At 40.6% G+C, this 24,333-nt stretch carries 26 protein-coding genes and 1 pseudogene; 8 read left to right on the top strand and 19 right to left on the bottom strand.

The genetic code is table 11. From position 1 onward, the window contains the following. Positions 1 to 57 precede the first annotated feature (57 nt). Positions 58 to 728: pseudogene (locus tag NQ095_RS07815) on the bottom strand (5'-methylthioadenosine/S-adenosylhomocysteine nucleosidase family protein). Positions 729 to 767: 39 nt separating this feature from the next. Then, positions 768 to 992, bottom strand: coding sequence for a hypothetical protein (locus tag NQ095_RS07810; protein WP_258262929.1), 225 nt, complete (start codon positions 990 to 992; stop codon positions 768 to 770). Between the two features lie 723 nt (positions 993 to 1,715). Between NQ095_RS07810 and NQ095_RS07805 the strand changes: the two genes are divergently transcribed. Continuing rightward, positions 1,716 to 2,204: a DinB family protein gene (locus tag NQ095_RS07805; RefSeq protein WP_258262928.1), complete on the top strand. Its 489-nt coding sequence runs from the start codon at positions 1,716 to 1,718 to the stop codon at positions 2,202 to 2,204. Positions 2,205 to 2,414: 210 nt separating this feature from the next. After that, positions 2,415 to 2,918 (top strand): GNAT family N-acetyltransferase, encoded by a 504-nt coding sequence (locus tag NQ095_RS07800; protein ID WP_258262927.1) that lies wholly within the window; start codon positions 2,415 to 2,417, stop codon positions 2,916 to 2,918. A gap of 410 nt (positions 2,919 to 3,328) precedes the next feature. Here the strand turns inward: NQ095_RS07800 and NQ095_RS07795 are convergent, their stop codons facing one another. The 3 genes from NQ095_RS07795 to NQ095_RS07785 all read right to left on the bottom strand — a co-directional run bounded on the left by NQ095_RS07795 (position 3,329) and on the right by NQ095_RS07785 (position 7,308). Then, a complete protein-coding gene (locus tag NQ095_RS07795; RefSeq protein ID WP_258262926.1) occupies positions 3,329 to 4,600 on the bottom strand; it encodes a PucR family transcriptional regulator in 1,272 nt (423 codons plus the stop codon). 106 nt (positions 4,601 to 4,706) lie between these two features. After that, a complete protein-coding gene (gene pruA / locus NQ095_RS07790; protein WP_258262925.1) occupies positions 4,707 to 6,338 on the bottom strand; it encodes an L-glutamate gamma-semialdehyde dehydrogenase in 1,632 nt (543 codons plus the stop codon). 52 nt (positions 6,339 to 6,390) lie between these two features. Continuing rightward, positions 6,391 to 7,308, bottom strand: a complete 918-nt coding sequence (locus NQ095_RS07785; protein WP_309137624.1) for a proline dehydrogenase family protein — start codon at positions 7,306 to 7,308, stop codon at positions 6,391 to 6,393. A gap of 257 nt (positions 7,309 to 7,565) precedes the next feature. Between NQ095_RS07785 and NQ095_RS07780 the strand changes: the two genes are divergently transcribed. The 4 genes from NQ095_RS07780 to NQ095_RS07765 all read left to right on the top strand — a co-directional run bounded on the left by NQ095_RS07780 (position 7,566) and on the right by NQ095_RS07765 (position 8,882). Next, complete coding sequence (locus NQ095_RS07780) at positions 7,566 to 7,748, top strand: hypothetical protein (protein WP_258262924.1); 183 nt, start codon at positions 7,566 to 7,568, stop codon at positions 7,746 to 7,748. Between the two features lies 1 nt (position 7,749). Beyond that, a complete protein-coding gene (locus NQ095_RS07775) occupies positions 7,750 to 8,040 on the top strand; it encodes a 3-isopropylmalate dehydrogenase (RefSeq protein ID WP_258262923.1) in 291 nt (96 codons plus the stop codon). 90 nt (positions 8,041 to 8,130) lie between these two features. Continuing rightward, complete coding sequence (locus NQ095_RS07770) at positions 8,131 to 8,409, top strand: hypothetical protein (protein WP_258262922.1); 279 nt, start codon at positions 8,131 to 8,133, stop codon at positions 8,407 to 8,409. A 176-nt stretch (positions 8,410 to 8,585) separates the two neighbouring features. Continuing rightward, entirely contained in the window at positions 8,586 to 8,882 is a 297-nt protein-coding gene (locus NQ095_RS07765) for a hypothetical protein (protein ID WP_258262921.1), read from the top strand. Between the two features lie 126 nt (positions 8,883 to 9,008). Here NQ095_RS07765 and NQ095_RS07760 read toward each other — a convergent pair whose 3' ends face one another. From NQ095_RS07760 to NQ095_RS07735, 6 genes are all read right to left on the bottom strand, one after another. Continuing rightward, positions 9,009 to 9,512, bottom strand: a complete 504-nt coding sequence (locus NQ095_RS07760) for a DUF4825 domain-containing protein (protein ID WP_258262920.1) — start codon at positions 9,510 to 9,512, stop codon at positions 9,009 to 9,011. 10 nt (positions 9,513 to 9,522) lie between these two features. Beyond that, positions 9,523 to 10,524: a hypothetical protein gene (locus NQ095_RS07755; RefSeq protein WP_258262919.1), complete on the bottom strand. Its 1,002-nt coding sequence runs from the start codon at positions 10,522 to 10,524 to the stop codon at positions 9,523 to 9,525. A gap of 4 nt (positions 10,525 to 10,528) precedes the next feature. Then, a complete protein-coding gene (locus NQ095_RS07750) occupies positions 10,529 to 11,716 on the bottom strand; it encodes an ABC transporter permease (protein WP_258262918.1) in 1,188 nt (395 codons plus the stop codon). Beyond that, positions 11,703 to 12,404 (bottom strand): ABC transporter ATP-binding protein, encoded by a 702-nt coding sequence (locus NQ095_RS07745; protein WP_258262917.1) that lies wholly within the window; start codon positions 12,402 to 12,404, stop codon positions 11,703 to 11,705. The genes NQ095_RS07750 and NQ095_RS07745 overlap by 14 nt, the downstream gene beginning before the upstream one ends. A 7-nt stretch (positions 12,405 to 12,411) precedes the next feature. Then, complete coding sequence (locus NQ095_RS07740; protein ID WP_258262916.1) at positions 12,412 to 14,148, bottom strand: hypothetical protein; 1,737 nt, start codon at positions 14,146 to 14,148, stop codon at positions 12,412 to 12,414. A gap of 139 nt (positions 14,149 to 14,287) precedes the next feature. After that, the gene (locus NQ095_RS07735) at positions 14,288 to 14,857 is read right to left on the bottom strand and encodes a hypothetical protein (RefSeq protein WP_258262915.1); all 570 of its coding nucleotides are present in this window, start codon (positions 14,855 to 14,857) and stop codon (positions 14,288 to 14,290) included. Between the two features lie 658 nt (positions 14,858 to 15,515). Here NQ095_RS07735 and NQ095_RS07730 point away from each other — a divergent pair. Next, entirely contained in the window at positions 15,516 to 16,529 is a 1,014-nt protein-coding gene (locus NQ095_RS07730; protein WP_258262914.1) for a tetratricopeptide repeat protein, read from the top strand. 16 nt (positions 16,530 to 16,545) lie between these two features. After that, positions 16,546 to 16,674 (top strand): hypothetical protein, encoded by a 129-nt coding sequence (locus NQ095_RS07725; protein ID WP_258262913.1) that lies wholly within the window; start codon positions 16,546 to 16,548, stop codon positions 16,672 to 16,674. Positions 16,675 to 17,011: 337 nt separating this feature from the next. Here NQ095_RS07725 and NQ095_RS07720 read toward each other — a convergent pair whose 3' ends face one another. From NQ095_RS07720 to NQ095_RS07685, 8 genes are all read right to left on the bottom strand, one after another. Continuing rightward, positions 17,012 to 17,791: an HAD-IIA family hydrolase gene (locus NQ095_RS07720; RefSeq protein WP_258262912.1), complete on the bottom strand. Its 780-nt coding sequence runs from the start codon at positions 17,789 to 17,791 to the stop codon at positions 17,012 to 17,014. Positions 17,792 to 18,063: 272 nt separating this feature from the next. Continuing rightward, positions 18,064 to 18,804: an MBL fold metallo-hydrolase gene (locus NQ095_RS07715; protein WP_258262911.1), complete on the bottom strand. Its 741-nt coding sequence runs from the start codon at positions 18,802 to 18,804 to the stop codon at positions 18,064 to 18,066. 11 nt (positions 18,805 to 18,815) lie between these two features. After that, positions 18,816 to 19,625, bottom strand: a complete 810-nt coding sequence (locus NQ095_RS07710) for a carbohydrate ABC transporter permease (RefSeq protein ID WP_258262910.1) — start codon at positions 19,623 to 19,625, stop codon at positions 18,816 to 18,818. A gap of 14 nt (positions 19,626 to 19,639) precedes the next feature. After that, the gene (locus NQ095_RS07705) at positions 19,640 to 20,530 is read right to left on the bottom strand and encodes a carbohydrate ABC transporter permease (RefSeq protein WP_258262909.1); all 891 of its coding nucleotides are present in this window, start codon (positions 20,528 to 20,530) and stop codon (positions 19,640 to 19,642) included. A gap of 90 nt (positions 20,531 to 20,620) precedes the next feature. Then, a complete protein-coding gene (locus tag NQ095_RS07700; RefSeq protein WP_258262908.1) occupies positions 20,621 to 21,895 on the bottom strand; it encodes an ABC transporter substrate-binding protein in 1,275 nt (424 codons plus the stop codon). Positions 21,896 to 22,138: 243 nt separating this feature from the next. Then, on the bottom strand, positions 22,139 to 22,654 hold the full coding sequence (locus NQ095_RS07695) for an MgtC/SapB family protein (protein ID WP_258262907.1): 516 nt from the start codon (positions 22,652 to 22,654) through the stop codon (positions 22,139 to 22,141). Positions 22,655 to 23,178: 524 nt separating this feature from the next. Beyond that, complete coding sequence (locus NQ095_RS07690; protein ID WP_258262906.1) at positions 23,179 to 23,379, bottom strand: hypothetical protein; 201 nt, start codon at positions 23,377 to 23,379, stop codon at positions 23,179 to 23,181. A gap of 425 nt (positions 23,380 to 23,804) precedes the next feature. Continuing rightward, the gene (locus NQ095_RS07685) at positions 23,805 to 24,305 is read right to left on the bottom strand and encodes a DinB family protein (protein WP_258262905.1); all 501 of its coding nucleotides are present in this window, start codon (positions 24,303 to 24,305) and stop codon (positions 23,805 to 23,807) included. Positions 24,306 to 24,333: the final 28 nt, after the last annotated feature.

The raw sequence follows: 24,333 nt of genomic DNA, 5'->3' as shown, positions 1-24,333 counted from the left end.
ACTTTTATTTGCAAGAAAAGTATTCCTTCCCAGCTTTCCTGTCTTTATTAAATTTATTTAAATAAATCTATTTAAATATTCGCCAAATATTTTGTTCATCACTTTTGGTGTGTTTTCTAAATACACATTGATTTGTTCGAGGTTCGATTCGAATTTATCAGCATTTCTTTCATCTGTTGGAAAATCAGATATTCCTTTAATGATAATGCATTCAACATCATTCTTCTTACAGATATAGCAACGGCACCCGCTTCCGTATCGGCTATTGTTATGTTGTTTTCTTTCAGTTCTAAATAGTCCTTCCACATCACTACTGCTTTATCAGCAGTGGCAATTGTTCCGGTGTAAAAATCATCTCCATATTTTGATAGATCCATCTCAACTATGAAAGATTGTTTAATAAGAGGCTCGATTTCTTTGACTGTGCAATCATATTGAACGGCTATATGGGGTACAAACACATCCAAATTACTGAATCGATCATCTATCCCTGCACACGTTCCAACAACGATCACTTTCGTTAAATTAAATGTAGAAATCATATATTGATTCCCACCAACACCATTTACCTTCCTGACACCGGTACTATAAAAAACAAGTTCACTATCACTAATTGTTCTCATGAAATACTCGCCATAAGGGTAACCGATACGTTCATTATCTCTTATCCCGAAATACTCCAATGTCGCTTCATATTCCCACTTCGTTGCGATACTTATTCCGATCATTGATTTATCATCCTATAAATATAATTTTTTCAAGAACAATTACAACCTATGAAAACACCAAACAATAAGAAACATACTAACAATTCCCCAAGCCGTTGCGCTCACTATCCACCAAATTATGGACTTAGCTTTTGTTAAACTCTCCTCTGCTTCTGAATTTGCTTTTATATAAGCAAGCTTATTTTCCATACCTGATTTCATAGAAGTGAGCGCGATAAATCCGATTAATATGAAAACAATAGTTATCCAGAGTAATAAGTCCACATTTTTTCACCTTACTTTCTTTGTGAATTAGTTTGCTTTCATTCTTATATATTTTATTATCTTGTCCGAAAATTGAGAATATCCATTTTTTACAATTTTATCATACAATTCCATATAAGTGACTCATCTCCATGAGAAAAGGTTCCGACCTGATAAGTCAGTTAGCAAGCTAATTGCACCTCGTTTTTTAGTTGTACAATCCTTATTGTACGCTTGATCATTAAGATGCTATTTGAAGTGTTTATTTAAATAATCGCATGTGAATATTGTTTTAACAATAAATACAACTGTTATTGCTGCTAATACACTAACGAATAACGGATACGTTATGTTTAATCGCTTATATATTTATAGAAAATCAACGCAAAAACTATGACCAATATCAGAATTATTAAAATTTGACATATCAAAAGTGGATAAAACTCCATAATCCCCTCCTCTATAAGTGTAATTTTATACTTATAGAGGAGGGGGATTTTATCAATAAGTTAATTCCATCATTTTCAAAAAAGGTTCTTACGGTACTCTGCGCCGCAGCTCAATCTTAAAACAGTTGTTCTTTTTCATTAAAACAACATATGGTAAAATATTATTAGAATTTTCAGAATAATATTACGTTCGTTTTTCCAGTAAAGAACAGATTAATAGCTAAATACATCACGTGCAAATGAATTTTGACCAAGGGATTATCTATTTAAACAATTAAATCGGAGGGAATTGAAAATGGATGTAAGGACGGTTTTGTTACAGCAATGGGCAAGCTGCTTAGATCAAGAAGACTGGTTTCCCCCACTTGAAAAAGTCCTGGAGGATATCACCTTAGAACATGCCATTTGGAAACCAGCTGAAGGGGCACATTCCATTTGGGAATTAGTGTGTCATTTGCTTTTCTTTGAAAAACGAATTCTGTTACGATTTCTTGGCGAAACAGCAAATGAACCACAGGCAGAAAATAATGACGCTACATATCAATTACCAACTGAAACATCTCAAAATTGGCAGAAAACAAAACAAGAATACTTTTATGTTCATCGTGAACTAGAAAAAATACTAGCAACATCAGCACTAGAAGATTTGTATAGAGATATCCCAGAAGACAACCCATTAATGATTGAACTGAAGAGTTTAGCCATGCACGACGCCTATCATATTGGACAAATTGTATTCCTCAGTAAAATGCAGGGAGTTTGGGCGGCTAAACGCAGTTTTTAATGTAAACCAGGGACTGTTCTCACACTACTTTTGGGGCAAATTCGGAAACGGAAACGTCCCCATTCTACACCCTTAGAAATAACTGAACATTTATTGTTCCTTTAACGGAATTTGGAAAATAGCTCCGCAAATCAACCGGGTTTCGGGCATGGTTGAGTGATGAGATAAGAAGCTATTATTAGTGTGGTGATAAAACGAGGAGGTTCTATTATGACAGATTTCTTTAAACCTATGGCGTTCCAGCTGCAAACCGAACGACTTGATCTGAGTATGTGGGAAGAATCCGATGCAGCCTGGATAAGAAAACTGGTTGGCGAACGTGGTGTAGACATGCCGACTCTTGACTCCGCTCGTAGCAATATTATCGAGATGCGCAAGAAAGCAGTCGAAAATGGCATTTCTCTTCTCACTATTCGCCGCCGGGACGAAGGCGATTTTATCGGATACTGTGGCTTGATTATAGGCCGTTCCTCACTTGAAGAGCCGGAGATTGCATATGAGCTGTTCCGCAGCGCTCACCGTAAAGGCTATGCGACTGAGGCAGCGTCCGTTATCCTGGACGCTGCAATTGCTACCGGACGCCACAGGCTTTGGTCGAATGTAGGTGCTTGGAATGATGCTTCCTTCCGAGTGCTAGAAAAGATAGGATTTGAGCGGCACCACAGCACCTGGGAGGAGCAAGGCGAGATCGTTTGGAACGTACGCGATCTTTAGAGATTTCCCCCTGTTCCGAATCTACTTTTTTATAAAAAAATAATTCAATTGAAAATAAAAATGGCAAACCGGGGACGGTTCTCACTCTACTTTTTGAGATGGATTTTGGGTGATGGTCGAAAGGAAAAGGTAGAGATAGAACCGTTCCCAATCTACCCCAACAGGGTTTTAGCCAAAGAAAAATCCGAACGGTGATTCGAAATTCATAAATGAAAATCGAATTCGTTCGGATTTTTTATTGATTGTCAAAAGCATAAAAATGTACTTTGCACGTTCTAGCTGTTGATTGGAGTGCAAGCCGAAGACTCCTACGGGAAAAGCGGAATAGAACGAAAAGCGGAGGCGGCTTGCTCAGCCCCGACAAGCATAAGATGGCCATTGAAGATCCAAAGTGAAACTTTATACCAGCATCAAATCCCCTTCAAAGCATCCTTATACCTCTGATAATAAGCCTCCACATTATTCAACAGCAACAACTCCGTATACAAATACACCTTCATATTAAAATCATTGAAATCAATCGCAGTCAGTTCCTGTATCTTCTTAATCCGATAATTCAACGTATTCGGATGGATGAACAATTCATTCGCCGTCTGCTTACCCTTCCCATCATTCGCCAAAAACACCTCAAGTGTCTTAAGCAAATCTGTCTGTTTCTTCACATCATTCTTGATCAATTCCAACAGATCATCACTGTAATAATCCTTTGACGTGTTCTTCTCATAGAGCGTCGGCAAATACCGGTAAATGCCCAATTGAGCAAATTCCCGGGGCATCGATTCAGGGCGCGGGCTGATGAAGTTAGCCGTCTCAATGACCTCTGACGCTTCCAAGAAGCTTTTTCTCATTTGATATAACGTTGTGTATTCCTTCCCGATCCCGATCAGGAAGTTGTAGAATTCTTCCTCACCAGTTTGTTCTTTTACTTTTTCAACAAGGTCTCTCGCTAATTCCAGGGAAGATGACGGTGTGTCTGCTTTCCCGTAGAGAACAAGGATCACCTGGTATTCCGTTCGTAGTGAATAAATATTTGTGTTGAAGCTGGATTCCTGGACCAGCTTCTCAAGTTGGTCGAGCATGGACTTGTATTGTGACGATGCGATCGAATAAACCGCCACAGTGAACCGTTCCGGCAGGGTCAGCTTGACGAGGGATGCATCATGGCGGAGCTGGCTTTCACTTCCGTACTCGTGCTGCAGGAGATGCCACAGTACTTCTTCTTTTCTGTCCTTTTTGATATTGACCTTTGCGTACATATCATTGATCAGGTTTCCAAGGTGTGAAGAGATTTCTTCCAGGAAAGCGAGCTCTTCATTTTCGAGGAGACGGCTGGATTCCTGGACCCAGATATACCCCATCGTGTTCCCAAGGTACTTTGCGGCAATGACGACACGCTGGTGGAATCCTAACTCTTCCATCGCCTGCACCCGGATTGGATCGGAGTGTTTTTCGAGCTGATGTACAATCCCCTCTTTTTTCAGTCGATCGATGATGAAGACCGGACACTTTTTCGTGAGGATTGTCTTTAGCTGTGTTTGATCGAATTTATTAGAAGAGGAACTGTATGAAATCAATTCGAAATTTTTGTTTTCTATGATGACGGGATTGCCTAATTTTGAGCTGATCAATTCCGTTGCCTTATGAATATCTTCTGTTTGGAGGATTACATCAAGTGCTTCCATAGGAATCTTACCTTTCCAGTATTGTTTGTGATTCCTATTATAGCGTTAAATCCCCCAATAAAAAAAGAAAAGCTCCCCCATGACGGGAGAGCTTATCCTGTATGATTTATTCCTCATCCATAAATGGATAGGTAATGTCTGTTGTTGGCGCGAAGTTTTCTTTGATGATACGAGGACTGGTCCAACGAATCATGTTGAAAATAGAGCCTGCTTTATCGTTTGTACCTGATCCGCGTGAACCGCCGAATGGTTGTTGGTTGATCACGGCACCGGTTGGTTTATCGTTGATGTAGAAGTTACCTGCTGCACCGGAAAGACGGCGTTCCAAGTGCATGATCGCGTCACGATCCTGTGCAAAGATCGCACCCGTTAATGCATACATGGAAGCTGTATCCACTGAAGTCAGTGTTTCTTCTAATTGTTCATTTTCATATACGTAAATCGTTAATACCGGTCCAAAGATTTCTTCGGTCATCGTTTTGAAGTTTGGATTCGTTGTAACGATGACAGTCGGTTGAACGAAGTATCCAACAGAATCATCATACGTACCACCGGCAATGATTTCAGCTTCTTCAGAATCAGCCGCATAGTCGATGTAGCTTGTGATCGATTCAAAGGCAGCTTTGTCAATGACTGCACCCATGAAGTTCCTGAAGTCTCTGACATCCCCTACTTTAAGCTTAGCCGTTTCTTCCACGACACCATTTTTCACTTCTTCCCACATGCTTGCAGGGATATAGGCACGGGAAGCTGCTGAACATTTTTGACCTTGGTATTCGAATGCACCGCGAACAAGTGCAGCGACTACTTTGTCTGCTTGTGCTGTTTCGTGAGCGAAGACAAAGTCTTTACCTCCTGTTTCCCCAACTAAACGAGGATATGATTTGTAGTTAGTGATGTTTTCCCCTACTGTTTTCCAAATCGTCTGGAACACGCTTGTTGATCCAGTGAAATGGAATCCTGACATGCGTGGGTCTGTTAATACAACTTCTGACACTTGTGAACCACGGGATGGGACGAAGTTGATAACACCCTTAGGAAGTCCAGCTTCTTCTAAAATACGCATGAAGTAGTAGTTTGATAGTATAGCCGTTGTTGCCGGTTTCCATACAACCACGTTCCCCATGATCGCAGGAGCTGACGGAAGGTTACCACCGATGGCCGTGAAGTTAAATGGAGAGATCGCTAGTACGAAACCATCCAACGCACGGTATTCCAGGCGATTCCAGATGTTTTTCATGCTGTCCGGCTGCATTTGATAGATTTGGTTCGCATAATCAACGCCAAATCGTAAAAAGTCTGCTAATTCTTGTGCAGCATCAATTTCCGTTTGATAGGCTGTTTTGGATTGTCCTAACATCGTTGCCGCATTGATGACGTCACGGTATGGTCCAGAGATTAAGTCAGCCGCTTTCAGGAAGATGGATGCTCTGTGTTGCCATGGCATATTGGACCATGATTCTTTCGCAGCCATTGCCGCTTCTACTGCATCGCGAAGTTCTTTTTCTCCAGCTTGTGAATAGGTAGCCAATACATGTTTGTGATCATGTGGCATCACCACTTGCTTCACTGTATCTGTCTTGATTTCCTCACCATTGATGATGACCGGGATCTCAACCTCTAGACCAGCTTGGCGCTCTAATTCTGCTTTTAACGTTTCTCTTTCTTTCGTACCTGGGGCATATGTATTACCAGGCTCATTTGTAGGTGTTGGGATGTTGTAAATTCCGTTACTCATTCTCTTCACATTCCTTTCTGATTACATTCTGTCTGGATGTTTTTTTAAAAGGTTACTTGCTGAAAATTCCCTTCAATGCAAAAGCGATGTTTGCCGGCCTTTCCGCCAGACGTCGCATGAAATACCCGAACCAATCCTCGCCATATGGCAGGTAAACGCGGACGGTATATCCTTTTTTCAATAATTCGGTTTGCAGTTGGTTCCGCATTCCGTAAAGCATTTGAAACTCGAAGCGATCATTCGGGATATTGTGTTCTTTCACTAACCCGATCGTGTAATCGATGATTGCTTCATCATGGCTTGCGACCGCTGTATAATGGCCGTTCAAGAGTTGCTTCTTGATGAGATGCTTCAGATTCTCATCCACCTTTTTCTTCTCCTGGAACGCCACTTTACCCGATTCATTATATGCACCCTTCACAAGCCTCAAATAAGGGGAGAACTGATTGAGATCATCCACATCCTTATCTGAAACATATAGATAAGATTGGATCACCGTCCCCACATTGTCGTACTTTTGACGGAGCTTCTTGTAAACGTCAAGGATGGCATGGCACCTCGAGGAATCCTCCATATCGAGAGTGACCGTGATTCCGCTTTCATTTGCCTTCGACAGAATCAACTCCATGCTTTCCATGACAAGATCTTGACTGATATCCAATCCCAAGGAGGTCAGTTTAACAGAAATTTCAGTGTTCAGCCCATGATACGCGATGGCATTGATACTCTGAATACACCCTTGGACATTCTCCCGCACCACATCTGTGGAATCGACGAACTCACCAAGATGATCGACCGTTACCTGGAACCCCTCCTCGTTCAATTGCGTAATCAATGGAATCGCCTGTAAAAAGGTTTCTCCCCCCACAAGCTTGTTAGCCCCAAATCTCGATCCCCACCGTTTAGCCATTTTATCCAATGCCTTATTGTGGGAAAGAAACAAGAAAAAGCGCTTACTTATTGCTTCCAAGATTACAACACCTCCTTATACTTCTTATAGTGACTGTTACCTCAAGCACGGGGTGATTAAACGAAGAAATGTAAATCTTAAGAAAATTATAACGGGAATAGTGGCTCGGAAACAACGTGCTCGGGACACAAATATTTGTGGGTTGAGTTATGGTGGAAGCACAAAAGGGAGGGTGGAGCTAAGCTAATGGAATAATTTGAAACTTTATATAATGGTTTTCCGTCTAATTCATAAACATATGATAAGGGGATTTGAAAATGGAAAAGAAAAAAGGCTTGATACCTTCCATCATCTTCGGTTCTATTATTTTGTTGTCTATTCTGGCATTAGCCTTCTTTATCTATAATGGCGAATCCATCCTTGAGGGTATTAAAGACGGATTCACGGACGAAGGGTCTATGTCAGTCCAGATTATAAATATTTATCAAAAGGGAGAATGATATGACAAATTTCTTCATCATACTGATGGGATTTTTCATTGTAACTTCAAATGTTTTTGGATTTATTTCATATAAGAAAAAGAAGAGTCTATATTCTGCTGCCTTTACTATACTTCTTCTAGCAGCTTTATTTGCATCCATCGGAGGAATATTGGCCCTGCTCATCATTCGAGATGCCTTTGCCGTATTTTATGGCCTGCAGGTTGGATACTATTTACTGATTAATAGCCTGATAGTTTTATTAATTGGAATTGTTGTAAGTGTCGTGAAAAAATACAACATTAAGAATTGAAATATATGAGGTAACCCTACTGTTTGTACATCGTGAAAAAATATTTCTTCTAAAGATTTCTCAATGAAATTAGGAGGGAGGTGATTGGTAATGAAGAAAAAGTATTATTCAATCTTATCGGGAGTATTCTTCATTATGGCTACCTTCCCTATCATGGCAGGGTTAACTAAGTGGGGGAATGAACTATACAAAACTGTATTAAACGCAAGTATCTTCCTCCCTTTGATCCTTGGTGTGATGGGATTGATTTTTGCTTTAATCGGGATAAAAGGCAAGGTTAAAGTGAGCCTTGTTTTATTAAACGTTTTAGGTCTCACTCTTTCATTATTTTTGGTGTTTGTAGCGATGTATGGGTTTCAACAGGCGTAGTTCTTACATTCTACTAAAGGTGGTGATTTTTCATTAAGTATTGCTCTTTTATTATCTTTGTTGTTCTTGGTCTCATTGGATGTTCTTTCAGTAATAATGACTCTCCCATTTTCGAGGAGTTAGGAGTTTCACAGAGTGAGAATGTTCCAGATTTCACTCTTTTAAGCAGAGAGGAGATGGACAATAAACAAATGCGTTACACCGAAGTTGAGATTGAAGGTGTCGGTGAACAAGCAGCCAGGGCATTTGCGGCAGATAGCTTTTCAGGGTTGAACGACCACTTCTCTTCAGGATTGGTAGACATTATTGACCAAGATGGGAATAAGTTTCGTGCTATTTATATCGGGGGGGATTATAAAGAACATTCCATTGCGGAAAACGATTATACCAAAGAAGTTTTAGATTTGTACCAGTCGAGGGAAAAGGAAAATGAGGACAAAATGCCATACATTGAATTTACTGTAATAGATTAGAGTTTAAGGATAGAGTGGGGACGGTTGCGTCTCTATCTTTTCCATTCGAACTTCTTCCGAAATTATCAGAAAAATAGAGTAAGAACTGTCCCCGGTTTGCACGTTTTGCACGATTGAAGCCACCGCTTAATCAGCTATGCCCTTCTTCATTTTCTCAAAGGTTTCCTTATCCCACGTATCAAGATTCATATCCAAGGTGTCACTCAATTCTGCCCGTGTGACAGTATAGGATTCGTCCGTCTCCCCTTTGAACGTCATTTCCACCTTGTCCAGATTGGGAATCAGTGAGAATAGGATCGCACTGTTGAGCCGGGATGCCTTTTCCTGGTGTTTTGTATCATACCAATAGGCTGCCTCATCTTTATGATCTTCGTTAAATTTCTCCAAGTCATAGTCAATGAGCAAGTTTTTTGAAGAGATTTCGACTGTATGTGGAATGGTACCGGCCGGTAAAGCAGAAACCGCATTTATGACATCTGAATTATTTCCGATAGTTGTAGTCTCAAGATCAGCTACATTGTCAAAGGTGATGCTCTCGGGATGCTTACCCGCATCTTCTTGATTATTTGAACATCCGATCATTACGAATAGAAGCAATAGGGAGTATAGAAATAGTTTGTATATTCTCATGTGATCCTCCTTAGTAAATGACCAAATCTACTGAATCTGGGACGGTTGTTTGGTCTAATAATGTTACATCTTGGTTACCATATTCAAAGATTCCATTTCGAGCAATGACGAATGCGGAATCATCTTGATGAACGATACCGAATATTTCCTGGACCTCATCCAATTCTTCACTTGAAGTCACTTGATCTTGGTTGTTGATGACCTCCAAGTAATTCGAATTAGGGGTCCCCGAAAAGACGATCGTTTCTTCTTTTGATGGCAGAATAAATTTAGGTGGATGTTTTGTTGTAAGGGTATCTGCGATCTTCTCTTCTTTCGTATCATAGACGATCACTTTCTTTACTTCTTTATTATTCGTTTTCTTACCACTGTTTTGAACGAGCTGATTGACCGATATCCAAAGTTGATCCTGGACGAGTTGAGCATTGATTTCATAGCTTTGATCTAAGATCGTCTTTTCCTTCACATGATCTCCGTTTAACGTATAAAGGAGAATTTTGTCCGTCCTCGTCAGGACATAGACCAATTCATTTTCATAATCGGCCACAACCTTTTCGGGGTTCCCTTTCAGTGGCCACTCATCGATTTTTTCAAAGTTATCTTTCTTCCTTTTCTGAAGAAAGGTTTGATCATCTTTAAATACTACTGAGTAGATTGTATCGTTGAAAGCCACACCACCGAACACAGGTATATCAGTTTTCCCTATTTCTTCAAGAGATTGATCATCCTGCATATAGAAATGGTAACCGGTGCTTTTACTATTCTGTACCATGGATAAAGTTGTTTCATTCATTGGGTTAAAGCTGGTTATACCATAAGGGAAATCTGATTTTGTATCGATTTTCACCTTACTCACAACCTTTTTATCTGAAAAGCTGAATACATTTACTTTCTCTTCTCCGGCAAGAAAGCTGATGGAATTTTCCGGAATATCTTGTGTACGTTGAAAGAACACAAGTGCGATGACTGAAATACAAATGATGATGGAAACCGAGAGCAGGATTTTTTTCATGATATTATGTTCCTTTCAATATTTCACTTACCTGGATAGAGGAAGCTTTTCTAATCGGATAAGCACTTGCAATAAAGCTGACAAGGAAGATCACTCCCATGCTTGCAAGAACTTGGTAGGCACTCAGTGAGAGTATAAAGGTATAATCTGCGAAACCTAAGCTATTCACGTATTGTTCTATAAGTTTAAGTGCTATGAAGCTTATCATTATAGATAGGCAAAATGAAATAATGGAGATGATGGACACTTCTACTGTGAATAATCGGATAAGATGCTTTCTCTTATATCCTATGGCACGCATGATCCCAATTTCACCGTACCTGCTGCGCAGAGACTGATTGATGATTGAGGCGATACTCGTTCCAGCGAATACAAGAAGGACAAGTATCAATATACCTCCGACGCTTGCCAGTATTTTTGCTATAACAGGAATCGATTTTGATGCTTTTAATGAGTACTCTGTCATATAACCTAAATCCTCTACATCCTTGGCAACCTGGCTGAGATTGTTGACGTCAGGAACAATCAGGATGGCTTCTTCATAGCTGGGATTTTGGAGATATTCGTCTAAGGTTAAACCAAGGAATGCTGCATTCAAGGTTTGTACGAATTCCAAGTTGGCTATGGACACATCCTCTGGGAAGCTGATGATGTAAGGTGGCTCCACCTTATCATATACCTCGGACTCAACTTCTTTTCGGATACCTTCGTTTTCCTTTACTTTCACGGTATAACTGATTTTAATTGGCTCTCCTTGTTGGAGAGTAGAATCGATATTGCTATTCAGTAAGATCCCATTATCAGGTAAATTCGTCTCCTTCAGACTCTTGGTGAAATATTTAATGGAATCGTTTGGGACGCCTACCAAAGTGGTTGTCACCTTTTCCTTATTTTTCTCTATGCCTACGAATGATTCTGTTCGAGGGAAGGCGTTATGAACATGTTCAATTTCTTTTAGTTTGGCTAGATCCTCATTTTTCAAAGAGGAATCGATTGACGAGACGTGCATGAATTTCAAGCTTGAGTTATCCACCACCGATTCATTGACGCTTGCCGTAATACTGGTGAAAAAGCTGCTCACAATATTAAATAGAAGGATTCCAACCGTAATGATGATGATCGGAGCAATATTCTTCTTTCCGCTTCTCTTGAAGTTCTTAATGCCTAATGTCAGATAGTCAGAAACCTTCAACTTGAGACACTCCCTTCGACAAATAGCCGTCCTTTAGTATGTATAGATGGTCAGCATATTGTTTGAAAATTTCATTATGCGTCACAATCAGCATGCCTACGTTTTGTTTCTTTAACTGTTGGAATATCTCGATGATCTTCAGTTCTGTTTCGGTATCCACATTTCCTGTAGGCTCGTCAGCCAGTATGATCTTGGGTTTGTTAGCTAGGGCCCTTGCAATGGCTACTCGCTGCTTCTCCCCTCCTGATAACGAAGTGGGGAAATGCGCGAAGCGATGACCAAGACCCACACTTTTGAGCAGATCCTGGCTGATTTGTTCACGTTCTTGTTTCTTCATATCTTTATTCAACAATAACGGTAGAGCAACATTTTCCTGAGCCGACAGATTGGGAACCAGGTGATAATCCTGAAAAATGAACCCGAGATACTGTAATCTAAGATCGGTTAGTTTTTCTTGAGAAAAATGCGGGATTTTCTTGTCCATCAGTTGGACGCTTCCTGTGCTTGGAGCATCCAATAATCCCATAAGCGTAAGAAGAGTGCTCTTTCCTGAACCAGATGGTCCCATGATGACATTGATTTCTCCTTCTCTTATATCTAAATCAACATCTCTCAATATGGAGATTGGGTTCCCGTTTAAGTGATAGTCCTTTCCTAGCCCAGATACCTTCATTAATGATTGACTCATGAATATGTCACTCTCCTAGAATGCGTTGATTTAATTGGTTTAGAAAAATGGTTGCATAGAAGTTTTCATATTTCTGCTTGTTGTTCAGCTTGTAGCCACTTCCACTATGGAGTTCCATCAATTTCTCCCCTACTTCTTCCACGTCAGGCTCTTCCCCCATTTTTTCTAAGAATACTGTTTTGTAATATAACTCATATGCGGATACCTGACTTGATAGGTCAATTTGAATCTTCTTTACATATGGAATAACCTCTTCAAGCTCATCTTTGTAAATACCAGATTCCAGCAAACTATTAATAAGTAGTAGATTTGAGAAATCAGTGGAATTTGTGAACAATTTTGTTTGGCCCTTCGCCAACTTCTTCAATGCCGCATCAACATTCTTGGGCAGTTCATTTTTTTTGATAGGAGCATCTAATAACGAGAGAGAGTAAATGTAATAGCTATTCTTGATGATATTTCCGGCATTCAGTTGGTTTGAAAGACTCTCCTTAATCTTTTCTCCCAATCTCTTTCCAAACTCTGTATCGCCAAATGAAGAGTTTATCTCTTTTTGTAGATGGATGTAACTTAATACCTCAAATGGATCCATCTTCATCAATTCCTTTAATGAAGCGTCTTTCAAAAGAGATGATACTCTTTTCTTCAACTGTATGGACGCAACACTTTCCTCACCATCATCAAGGGCAATCAGCATGCTGTAGTAAGGACTGTAAGGATTAGAAGTTTTCGAGATTAACGGTAACATGCCATCTGGATAGACCAAACGATTAAATTGACTGGTCATTGCCTCCTTATGCGGATAAACATCTAACTGATTAAAATGATCATAAATAGATAGCGTATAGTACTCCTGCTGAATATCACTAAATTGATTATTTACGAAGGATAATCTCTGCATAATCAGTTTAATCTCATCCCTCGATAAGGTAATCCAGCCTTTTTGATGCATATAAGCCAGACTTTCAATGGACAACAAGTCAAGAAATTCATAATGATCTTTCTGAATAATAGAGGTATAGACTAGCTGTTGAAGAATTTCTTTATTTGGATTAAATCCCAATAATTCTACTGAATCCATATATTTACGTATATAAAGGGGATCAGTCTCCTTTTCGATAAATTGATCGAGCCATGCTTTTATTCTATCGTTTCGTTTATCTGTATGAATATCCCACTTTTTTCCCAGTTTAAGCATCATTTGTGTTTGTGTTAGCTTTACATCTTCGTACCCTTCCTTGTTCCGGTAGTCTTTAAACTCATCAGAGAGAAAATATCCTTCATCAAAATAGGAACGATCATATAAATCTTGAATGGATTTCTTCGACTGGATATCCGACCTGGTTTTTTTACATCCATCCATAAGCATACTGGCATGATACATCCGTTCGATTCCTGTGAAAAATTCTTCCTGATTCTTGATAAAGTCACTCTTTCCCATTTTATTTGCGTATTGTGTACATATTTGCTCATTGGGATGGATATCGAAATATTCCATCGCCTTATATGTATAGAATGTTGTGAACTCATCCTTAGAATCCTCCACAGGAAAAGTCAGATAAGATCTCGAATTAGTGATGATATCCGTTTGAACGACACGCTTAATCGAGTTCATCTGTTCGTTCAATGAACTTTCCATTTCTTTGCTCAATGCCTTAGGTTCATTACCCCATGAGCGGTAGAAAACAACGGATAATAAGATGACGAATAAAGAAGCATATATATACATTTTCTTAAGTTTCATAATAAATCGGAAGATAAATAATGAAGAAATAGAAGTAAATGCTTTCTAAAGCATTTACTTCTATTGTTATAGTATGGACATTAAACTAAATATGATATAATGATTTTGGTTTAGGCTGTTATGCAGAGGGGTAACGATATTAATAGAATCGGAAAATTGATGCCGTTGCTCCCTGTTTAACACCTTTTGCTAAGAAACTAGCAGTGTTTGAACCTGATCCACTAATTGGAACTCCTGAAATATTGTAAGATCCAGAATAATCAGAAATCCAATTATTTGTATTCGTCCATGTACCGGATAGTGAATTTCCACTGGCCGTTCCACCGCTTACTCCACCGATACTTACTCCCAATCCATTCGCTTTCAATGTCCACGCTGTTTTGATCCAATCCGCATTCGGAGGATTATATCCTAAGAACTTTGCACTAACCTGATAACGTTGAGTTTCATAGAATGCAGTCGCACTCATCCAGATATTCGATTGAATTTCGTTTCCGCTAAGCTGACTAATAGGGTCTGTAACAGAGTCGGAAAAGGCGAACGCAGTTCCTCCAGTTCCTCCTAACATCATAGCTCCTGCCATAGCTAATCCACCGATCGTACCAACGATTTTCTTTTTCATTTTCATCTCCCAATTTCCTCCTTTTTGTTTTCCACCACTATAACAATTCCAAGTATAGCAAGAGATTACGATATTATTTTTTTTCAAAAAGTTGACTTCCATCCTGTAATTGCAGCGCTTTTCCATCTTAACTACCAAAACCAAGGACTTTATGACCATTATCAACGAATGTATTTACCATAAAACGGGTTTTTATTATGTTTTAAGTTACATTTTCCGACGATTAGTTTAACGAGAAAACAATAAATTGCCTGAATTCTTTATAGATTGCAAGAGATTTATTCAAAAATTTGACCTCTAAAGCCTTTCTCGTACAAATTGTGAAGAATTATGTCGCTTCTATTTCAAGTTTTTGAAGAAAAATGAAATAAATGTGTGGATGTATGACCAATTCTCTACACATACCTCCTTGTATAAATTTGACTAATTTGAGAATTTTGTTATTATTTATTTGAATTTGTCAGAAGGGTGAATATAAAGGAGGGGGACTATTATAGAAAATCTCACTTTAGGTCAGCGAATCAAGTACATTCGATCCATAAAAAAGATTAAACAATCCGAACTGTCAAAAGGAATTTGTTCTATATCTTATTTATCTAAAGTTGAGAATGATATCCTTAAACCAAGTAAAGAGGTAGAATCAAGTTTATTAAAAAGGCTTGGAATCGATCATCAAGACCGCGGTTTTGATCAGATGCTTTCTAATAAAATAGATGATTGGTTTTCTGCTATCAGCAAAGAGAATATGGATGAGAATCGAACTGAATATTCTAGACTGTTAAAGGAACTTTCATTAACCAAAAGTGACATCCTTCATATTAAATTCACCATCTTTTCCATCAAGTTCTTTATGGAGCAAGAATCATTCGATGAAGTAGAAGCAACTATTAAGGGTTTACACCAGTCGAAATACGTCATGACTTATCCCTTACTCTTTCACTTTGAAAATTTCCAGGGGATCTTCTATTATAAGATGGAAGATTACGAAACTTCACTTGAGCATTTTGAAGCAGCTAAGAAATACTCGGAATTTATCGACGTCAGCCAGAAAGAACAAGCAAAGCTCTATTATTCTTTAGGCTTGACGACTGGAAAGCTTAACAAGAATCAACAGAGCATAGCTTATACCAGTAAATCACTGAAAATCTCACAATCACTTTATCATTTCAAGGATTGTGTGAAAGACCATATCCTCTTGGGAATTCTTTATAAAAGGAGCAGACTCTTTAAAGAAGCCTTAAAAGAATATAAAAAAGCCAGGGAATTATCTAAAATTACGAGCGACCATCATATTCTACATACGATCGAGCATAATCTTGGTACTCTCTACTCCTATTTCCAGAACTCACCCCTGGCTATTGAACATTTCCGTTCCAGCTTAGCCTATCAAGGAACAAATGAGGGTCATTGCACAACTTATCTGTCACTCAGTAAGGAATTCTACAAAGAGGGGAAAATGGAAGAAGCAAGGAAAGCCTTCAATCAAGGTCGTTCTCTTTCTATTTCATCAGAAAACATCAGCAGGATTGTGTTAAAAGAATATGAAATGCTTGAAGATATCTACAACAATGACTTAGAAACCCTGGATAAGAAAATGATACAGGAAATCCTTCCGATGTTTGAGGAAGAGAACTTCTTTCATCTAATATCCGAGTATCTGACTTACATCGGAGACCAATATTACCAAAGTGGAAAATTCAAGAAATCATCAAAGTATTACTCACTTTCGAATAAGTATCTTAATAAACTTATTAAATAATATGGAGGAATGAATAATGATTAAAAAACTAGTAATGGTAGCTGTTCTTATTTTAGGTATACTCACTGGTGTAAATGCCATCCACTCTAATGAGGCAGCGAATGATATTTTCCCACCAATGTCGGATGATTCCGGAAACTTATAGGCCTTGATAAAATAGTCCAATAAAATATACATTTTCCAAAAGCAACAGATAATATCCGTTGCTTTTTTTAAAATCATCTATAGTATATGATTTAAACCCTGGAAATCCATATACAAACCAGTCTATGTCTTTTCAGCTCCAATCGAATGAATTTGCTTTAGCAAATTTTATATTCAATTGCCATCTGCGTTTTTCACTAACATAAAAGATACTATTAAATTGCTGTTTTCATTTGCTTCATCACTCAAATATAAGCAATTCTTATCGTAAATGATGGAGTGAGTATGAAATCATTTTGATTCCATACTCATTCCATTCTTTCTTCGTGTACTTGAGCTTATTTTTTCAACTTAATTTCCCCAACCGACCCCAACACATAATCCGGCGTCCAAACCGTCCCCCTCAAATCCTCCTCCGTTGTAATCCCGCTCAGCACAAGGGCCGTTCTCATCCCGGCTTCAATCCCCATCCGGATATCCGTCTCCAGGCGATCACCGATCATAACGCATTCTTCCGGCTCCAGCTGTAATATCTTCAGTGCTGCTTTGATGGTCAGGATGGATGGCTTTCCAATCTGGACATCAATCTTTCTTCCTACAACGGCTTCCACAGCCCCGATCATCCCCGCACAGTCCGGCACATCGCCCATCTCTATTGGACAGGTTCTGTCTGGATTGGTCGCAATCATCTTTGCACCGAGCTTGATAGACTGGTAGGCAAAATTCAAATGGTCATAATGAAAATCCCGGTCCCATGAAAGCACGACGATATCAACCTCGTCAGGTGTCATTCCTTCCCTGAATCCCGCAAGTGTCAGCTCATCCTTGATAGGCTGCTCACCAATCACATACAACGTCGCTTGGGGATGATGTTCCCGTAAATAGTCAATCAACGTAACCGTGGGATTCAAAATGTTCTCAAGGTTTGCCTGTATATTGAATCTGTGCAGCTTTTCCACATAACGCTGACGGGATTCAATGGTCTTATTAGTCAGGAACAGCACCTTTTTCCCTTCATTGAGAAGGGCATTGATGGTGGTGTCTGCTCCCTCTATCAATTGCTTACCAAGATACACGGTCCCATCCAAGTCGAAAATATACCCCTTTAAAGTCTTCATCTGTACCCCCTCAATAATTAGAAAAGCGCAAGCGCCTTGTTTAGCCCCGACAAGCATTGGAGGGCCGATCAGTGAAGTCGTTCTTTAACTTCAATGGTCGGACCGAAATGTCTCGAGGGGCTAGGCGCTGGAGCTGGCCAATTCTCACATTCAAGTTACTCTCTCTTATTACAATAAAAAATTCCTTGAGCATGACGATTTCTCCAATTGAACAATTGGATTTTTCGTCATACCCAAGGAATCTCCTCATCTTTATCCTTGTACCTCTTCATTTACATATGTTGTGTCATCAAGTCTTCGCCGATGATGACCTTTGATGTTCCGAGCTTCTCCACCTCTTCTTCATACGGTTCCCCGTCGGATAAGTGGACAAGAACGATTTTCCCGATTCTATCCACGTCATACTTTTCAACAATTTCAACAAGACTGCTGTGATTGCCTGCCACTTTGTGGGCAGATGTGGCTTCATGGATTAACACATCTATATGGTCATACTCACCAATCCGTGCATTTATTTCCGAATCGCTCGAATATACGAGTACCCGTCCGGCACATCGTACTTCAAGCCCTACAGTAGGTACAGAATGTAATGCCTTAAAGCAGGAAAACGACATTCCCCCTCCAGACAAAAGTTCCTTTTCCCGGTCTCCATCAAAGGTCTCGATCTCAATCGCAAAGGCGATCGGCCATTGATCGGCTTCCATCGTCGAGAGCCATTCCTGAAGCTTCTTCTCATTCCGGTCATCACATAGAATCCTTAAAGGCTTTCTCCTGTCCTCAAGCCACATCCCCCATAGCAAAGATGGCAACCCGTAAATATGATCAATATGAAAATGAGTGAACACGACTGCATTAAGTTCCCTCAAATCCACCTGCAGCTGCTTCAGCTTTCTGCAAGGATTGCCGCTGACATCGACCAGCACATGATAATCATTATTCGAGAAGCAGATGGATGTATTGTCGCGTTCCGAACCCGGATACGCACTCCCCGTTCCTAAAAAATGAATGTCCATCAGTTTCCCTCCTATTTAATTCCTGAGTGCATAAAGCTCGATACGAATTGTTTTTGAAAAAGAAAGAAGGCAATCACCAATGGCAGAATGACCATGACCGTACCTGCGGCAACCATCCCCCACTGTGCCCCTGTTTCATAGGATTGTGCAAAGAGTGCGAGTCCGACGGTCAATGGCCTGGACTCCACGGAATCCGTGATGATCAACGGCCACATGAAGTTGCTCCAATGGTGGCTCACCGATACAAGGGCAAAGGCAATATAGGTCGGTTTCGCAGATGGAATATAGACGTGCCACAGGGTTTGATACCATTTACATCCGTCCATTCTTGACGCCTCATCCAAATCGTACGGGACCTGCTTGAACGTCTGGCGCATCAGGAAGACCCCGAATGCCGAAGCCCAATACGGCATCATGACGGCTAGCTTGGTATTCACGAGTCCCAGCTGGCTGATGACCTGATAGTTAGGGAACAGCAGGATTTCAGGCTGGATCATCAGCTGAAGCAGAAACAAGATGAACAGCACATTCTTCCCTGTAAAATTCACCCGTGCAAACGCATAGGCTGCAAGGGTAACCGTGACGATCTGAACGATCAACACGCCAAACACGATCACAAATGTATTAAAGTAGTATTGCAAAAATGGTGCCGTCTCCCACGCTTGAATGTAGTTCTCAAACGTTGGATTTGAAACCCAGAACGGAAAGCCTCCATTAATCACTTGATTCCCCGGGGAGAAAGAAGTGATGATCACCCAAAGCAGGGGGATGAATGAAAGAATCCCTAGAACAATAATGATGCCATAGTTCAATTTTTTCATCGTTGCTTCCCCTCCTAATAATGGATTTTCCGGTCAAGGTATAGATAGTTGAATGCGGTGATACCGAGCATGATGACGATCAGAATCACGGTCAGCACAGCGGCTTTGCCAAGATCCCAGTTCGTGAACGCCGCTTCGTAAATATGATAGAGTAATAGATTACTGGCATTATCCGGTCCACCTTTGGTCATTATGTACAGGTGGTCGACGTTTTTAAATGAATTCGTAATCGCCACGATCATGACGAACAGCGTCGTTGGCATCAGCAGTGGGAACGTGATATGGCGGAACATCTGGAATGGTTTCGCCCCTTCCATCTCAGCCGCTTCGTACACGTCTCGAGGTAAATTCTGCAAACCTGCCAGATAGAAGATCATAAAGAAACCCGCGTCCTTCCAGATGATCATGACAATCATCGCCGCCATGACGGTACCCGGATCCCCCAACCAGTTCGTATCCCCACGGCCGAACGTATGAAGAAAGTTATCGAGCAATCCATACTGAGGCGTGTAGATGAAAAGCCAAATATTCGCTACCGCGATGAGCGGAACAATCGTTGGATAGAAAAAGGATGTATGGAGCAAAGCGCTTCCCGCCATCTTCTTGTTCAACCAGATGGCTAGATACATCGCCAGGAACAAACTCGTGGGCACAGTGCCGATCATGAAGAGGATGTTGTTCAGGATGACCTTCCTGAATATTTCATCTCCGAAGACTTCCTTATACTGTTCCAATCCGGAAAATTGGAGCCTCGTCATCGGACCGCTGTAAAAGCTTAGCTGAATCGACTTGAGCGTCGGATAAAACGTAAACAATGTTAAGAAGATGAAAGAAGGTAACAGCAACCCGTAGGCGAACAGATTATTCCTGGCCCGGGAACTGAATTTTCTATGCTTCGTTGTCATCTATCAGTCCCACCTTTCTTGTGAAAGGAGCTCAAGGTCAGCGAACTGTCCACTTGAGCTCCACTTCATTCAATGCGTCACCTTTGTCCTTTACTGAAATGGCTCCAACACTTTCTCTGCTTTCTTCTGTGCGTTGTCCAATCCTTCATCAACGGGGCTTTGACCCGTTAAGATCGATTGAATATGATCATTGAAGATTTTCTGCACCTCACCATTTTGATAGGTTGCCAGTTCACTTTCTGCATACTCAAGCTGCTCACGTGCAACCAATGCAGGAGGGAACTCCTCTACATACTTCTTCAACAAGTCTGTCTCATAAGCAGATTCGGTGGTGGCTACATATCCTGTATCGATGGACCACTGAGCTACCCTCTCAGGTTCGGTCAGGAACTTCATGAACTTGACGGCCGCTTCCTTGTTTGCTTTTGGCAGGTCTTTGAACAAGTAGATGTTTCCGCCTCCTGTAGGAGAACCGTATTGCTCGTTCGCCGGCAGGAATGATACGCCGAAATCAAAATCTGCATTGTTCTTCACATTCGTCAGGTTACCTGTCGTATGGTACATCATCGCCGTTTTCCCACTCAGGAAGTCAGAAGGAACCGTCGCCCATTCAATGACACCCTCCGGCATGATTTTATGTTCTTTCCCAAGGGATAACCAGAAGTCCATTGCTTCTTTTGCATATGGGGCATTGAAATACACTTCTTTCCCATCCTGGGACATGATATTCTTCTCAGTTTGAAGAGCCAACGCCTGGAACATCCAGTACTGATAGCCCGTACTCGGAATCTCAAGACCCCACTGGTCCTTACCGCCATTCTTCGTCAGCTTCTTCCCGTATTCCACTAGCTGATCCCAATTTTCAGGTGGAGCTTCCGGATCAAGTCCGGCTTCTTTGAATGCGTCCTTATTGTAGTAAAGGACGATCGTACTGCGCTGGAACGGCAAGCTGTACACTTTATCACCAATGGAAGAGTTCGCCATGAATCCATCATAGAAATCATTCAAGTAATCTTCTTTAAACATCGGCGTCAATTCCTCGATCAAGTCATTCTCAAGCAACGTAAAAAGGTCGATGGAGAATAATACGGCAAGCTCCGGTGAATTTCCTGCCTGGGCCGATGCCATTACCTGGGTCATTGTCTCGGCATAACTGCCTCCGTATTTCGCATTCACCTTGATGTCGGGATTCTCTTTCTCGAAATCCGCCACAAACCCATCCACGATCTTCGCTACATCCCCGCCAACCGCTACCGGGAACCAGAAATCAATTTCAGTCGTTTCACCTCCAGCGGTATCACTGCTGCTGCATCCGGCAAACACAACCATCAACACTAAAACGAATGATAAAAGCCTGATCTTCATGTCATTTCCTCCCCTTTTTTTTCATAAAAAAACCCATGAACAATAAACTGCAGCACAAAAATGTGGCATGCATTTTATTGGTCACAGGGATTCTCCTCATCTCTACCCTTAGACTAAAACCTGTCTAATATATATGTCTGATTATTCATAATAATACAACATTAACTAAAACTTGGCAATGGAATTCTTGTTATTTACAACAAAATAAAAAGCGGGAACTGATGATCAGTTCCCACCCTGTATTCAATCCTCTTTCTCATCACTTTTCTTCCTCAGCTTCGGCAGACTCATCGCCTTGATCTCCCGTTCTTCAAAGAAGTTACCAATCCTCGTCATGATGAAGGTGACAAGTGTGGCGAAGATGACAATCGAATAAAACCCTGCTCCGATGCCGATTCCGATACCCCCGACATAGAAAATCATCGCAGCCGACGTGAGCCCTTTCACCCGCAGTCCATCTTTCAGGATCACCCCTGCACCCAAGAACCCAAGCCCTGAGACGATCTGGGCAGCGAGACGGAGTGGATCCATCATCTTTCCGCTATCCGGTTCACTGAGCATATCGGCACCTTCGATCGAGACGATCGTGATCAACGTACATGCCACCGAAACGTACGTATAGGTTTTCAAACCGGCCGGCTTATTCTTCGATGACCGGTCCCATCCGATGATGAACCCCAACACCGCACTCACCACAATCCGGAAATAGATGTCGTGCTGCCAGAAGAAGTCTGTCAATTCATTTATGTAATGTGCCATGCCCGGCTTCCTCCTTAAACAAAAAGGGACCCCTTACAAAACGAATCTGCCTATTATGAAAAATCATACCGCTCGCTTTGTGAGTGTCCCTTCTATACTTTCCATCATGATTCGTTCGTTAAAATTTCTTTTTATCGTACACTAATTATTTTATGATAGCAATGCTGTATTTAGTGGGGAGGATGTTCGTGGAATCTTCCACTCCCCTCTTGTCTCAAACCAAAAATATATTTAAAGTAGAACCAGCCGTAGTAAATTGGCCGAGCTTATAAGCGGAGACGTTCCGGTTATAAGCAGCTCGGACCTTGTTTTTGGGATCAATAGGCGGAGGATTTCCGCTTATGCACAGAAAAATCCAACCATTTTTGTATTTTTAGGTAAATAGGCGGAATACTTCCTTCTATTTCAGCCTTTTTTAATAGAAATAAGTAATTAAGCGGAATCTTTCCGTCTATTTATCAGCTCTGATGCTAGCCTGAAAACGGAACCCTTAATTTTATCCCACAGCTTTAAATTTGAAACAACTATTGATTTGTTATCTCCACAAACGACTTCCCATTCTTCAATAAAAATTCAATCGTATACTCATCATCGTGTATTTTCTCCTGAATTTCTGGTAAAGCCAAATAGTCTTGTACGGCTTTTTCAATTTCAACGATCTGCTCTTGGGGAAGCGGTTTATCCAGATCCGTTTTTATCCAAACATAAGAGTGGCCATCCTTCACTTGGTACGACAGTCCTGCTAAATGAAAATTTTCTTCATATTATCCTCCTCTCAATTAAATTATATGGTAAAACTTTCATAAACTGCCCTTTAATGGAATATTCGCTATCTTTCTCTATCCTTATTTTACCACAGGGTAGACTGCCGATTTAACAGTTTATGAAGTTATCTGTGACAGACAAAACGGTCAGGTAATAGACTCTGACTCTCATTATGGCACTTTTTCGAAAGGGCAATTGCTGTTGTCCAGAATAAAAGTGTATTCATTTGACTTGCCATTTTTTCGTTAAAAACCTAATGAAGCTTGATATAATAAGAAACTGACCTATGCCAATTCATAAGTCAGTTTCAATGTCATTTATTCGAAAAGCACCTCAAAACGGAAGCCTTTATTAAAAAAGGTTCTGCTTTTTACCATCAAACGCATTATAAAGGTGGATGTTCAACGCCAAACTGAGCCCAGTCTTCTTTTGGCGGACCATACACTCCGAACGGTTTCAAACCTGCCTGTCTCATAAGTACGGTGATTTGTCCACGGTGATGGACAATATGCTTGATCAATCCCATCAGGTTTTCAGCATTTGTTTCCTGTCTACCGAAAGCCATTTGATGGTGACTCAAGGATTCATCTGTCCATTGCACTTCAAGTGCTCTGGCAGCCGCAGCACTGATCTCTTTAAACGCATCTGCCAGTTCTTTCGCAGTGGTTGGCACTGGTTCTTCATTTCTCCCTTCCATTTTTAATCCGAATTCAGTCAAGTATTCAGGAATGTTTATGATTAAATGCCAAGCAATCCTTCCCAAGTTCCGTCCTTCCGGATAAACCTGTTGTTTTAAGGACTCATCACTCAATCCTTCTAATACACTTTGGGTCATGGCAGCTTCCTTGTTCCACTCTTTTATGAAGTCCGAAATGGTTACATACATATGACATTCCTCCATTTGATAAAGAATC

The organism is Rossellomorea sp. SC111, from assembly GCF_024733565.1.
Lineage (GTDB): Bacteria > Bacillota > Bacilli > Bacillales > Bacillaceae_B > Rossellomorea.
The sequence above is the reverse complement of the archived record's forward strand: the minus strand, read 5'-3'. Positions and strand labels throughout refer to the sequence as shown.

What these genes read in the sequence shown, in the direction of transcription:
- NQ095_RS07740 (WP_258262916.1), bottom strand. Translation starts at nt 14,148, where the DNA reads ATGAAACTTAAGAAAATGTATATATATGCTTCTTTATTCGTCATCTTA.
- NQ095_RS07710 (WP_258262910.1), bottom strand. Translation starts at nt 19,625, where the DNA reads ATGAAAAAATTGAACTATGGCATCATTATTGTTCTAGGGATTCTTTCA.
- NQ095_RS07760 (WP_258262920.1), bottom strand. Translation starts at nt 9,512, where the DNA reads ATGAGAATATACAAACTATTTCTATACTCCCTATTGCTTCTATTCGTA.
- NQ095_RS07685 (WP_258262905.1), bottom strand. Translation starts at nt 24,305, where the DNA reads ATGTATGTAACCATTTCGGACTTCATAAAAGAGTGGAACAAGGAAGCT.
- NQ095_RS07805 (WP_258262928.1), top strand. Translation starts at nt 1,716, where the DNA reads ATGGATGTAAGGACGGTTTTGTTACAGCAATGGGCAAGCTGCTTAGAT.
- NQ095_RS07745 (WP_258262917.1), bottom strand. Translation starts at nt 12,404, where the DNA reads ATGAGTCAATCATTAATGAAGGTATCTGGGCTAGGAAAGGACTATCAC.
- NQ095_RS07725 (WP_258262913.1), top strand. Translation starts at nt 16,546, where the DNA reads ATGATTAAAAAACTAGTAATGGTAGCTGTTCTTATTTTAGGTATACTC.
- NQ095_RS07795 (WP_258262926.1), bottom strand. Translation starts at nt 4,600, where the DNA reads ATGGAAGCACTTGATGTAATCCTCCAAACAGAAGATATTCATAAGGCA.
- NQ095_RS07730 (WP_258262914.1), top strand. Translation starts at nt 15,516, where the DNA reads ATGGATGAGAATCGAACTGAATATTCTAGACTGTTAAAGGAACTTTCA.
- NQ095_RS07770 (WP_258262922.1), top strand. Translation starts at nt 8,131, where the DNA reads ATGAAGAAAAAGTATTATTCAATCTTATCGGGAGTATTCTTCATTATG.
- NQ095_RS07800 (WP_258262927.1), top strand. Translation starts at nt 2,415, where the DNA reads ATGACAGATTTCTTTAAACCTATGGCGTTCCAGCTGCAAACCGAACGA.
- NQ095_RS07755 (WP_258262919.1), bottom strand. Translation starts at nt 10,524, where the DNA reads ATGAAAAAAATCCTGCTCTCGGTTTCCATCATCATTTGTATTTCAGTC.
- NQ095_RS07695 (WP_258262907.1), bottom strand. Translation starts at nt 22,654, where the DNA reads ATGGCACATTACATAAATGAATTGACAGACTTCTTCTGGCAGCACGAC.
- NQ095_RS07780 (WP_258262924.1), top strand. Translation starts at nt 7,566, where the DNA reads ATGGAAAAGAAAAAAGGCTTGATACCTTCCATCATCTTCGGTTCTATT.
- NQ095_RS07715 (WP_258262911.1), bottom strand. Translation starts at nt 18,804, where the DNA reads ATGGACATTCATTTTTTAGGAACGGGGAGTGCGTATCCGGGTTCGGAA.
- NQ095_RS07720 (WP_258262912.1), bottom strand. Translation starts at nt 17,791, where the DNA reads ATGAAGACTTTAAAGGGGTATATTTTCGACTTGGATGGGACCGTGTAT.
- NQ095_RS07775 (WP_258262923.1), top strand. Translation starts at nt 7,750, where the DNA reads ATGACAAATTTCTTCATCATACTGATGGGATTTTTCATTGTAACTTCA.
- NQ095_RS07705 (WP_258262909.1), bottom strand. Translation starts at nt 20,530, where the DNA reads ATGACAACGAAGCATAGAAAATTCAGTTCCCGGGCCAGGAATAATCTG.
- pruA (WP_258262925.1), bottom strand. Translation starts at nt 6,338, where the DNA reads ATGAGTAACGGAATTTACAACATCCCAACACCTACAAATGAGCCTGGT.
- NQ095_RS07700 (WP_258262908.1), bottom strand. Translation starts at nt 21,895, where the DNA reads ATGAAGATCAGGCTTTTATCATTCGTTTTAGTGTTGATGGTTGTGTTT.
- NQ095_RS07765 (WP_258262921.1), top strand. Translation starts at nt 8,586, where the DNA reads ATGGACAATAAACAAATGCGTTACACCGAAGTTGAGATTGAAGGTGTC.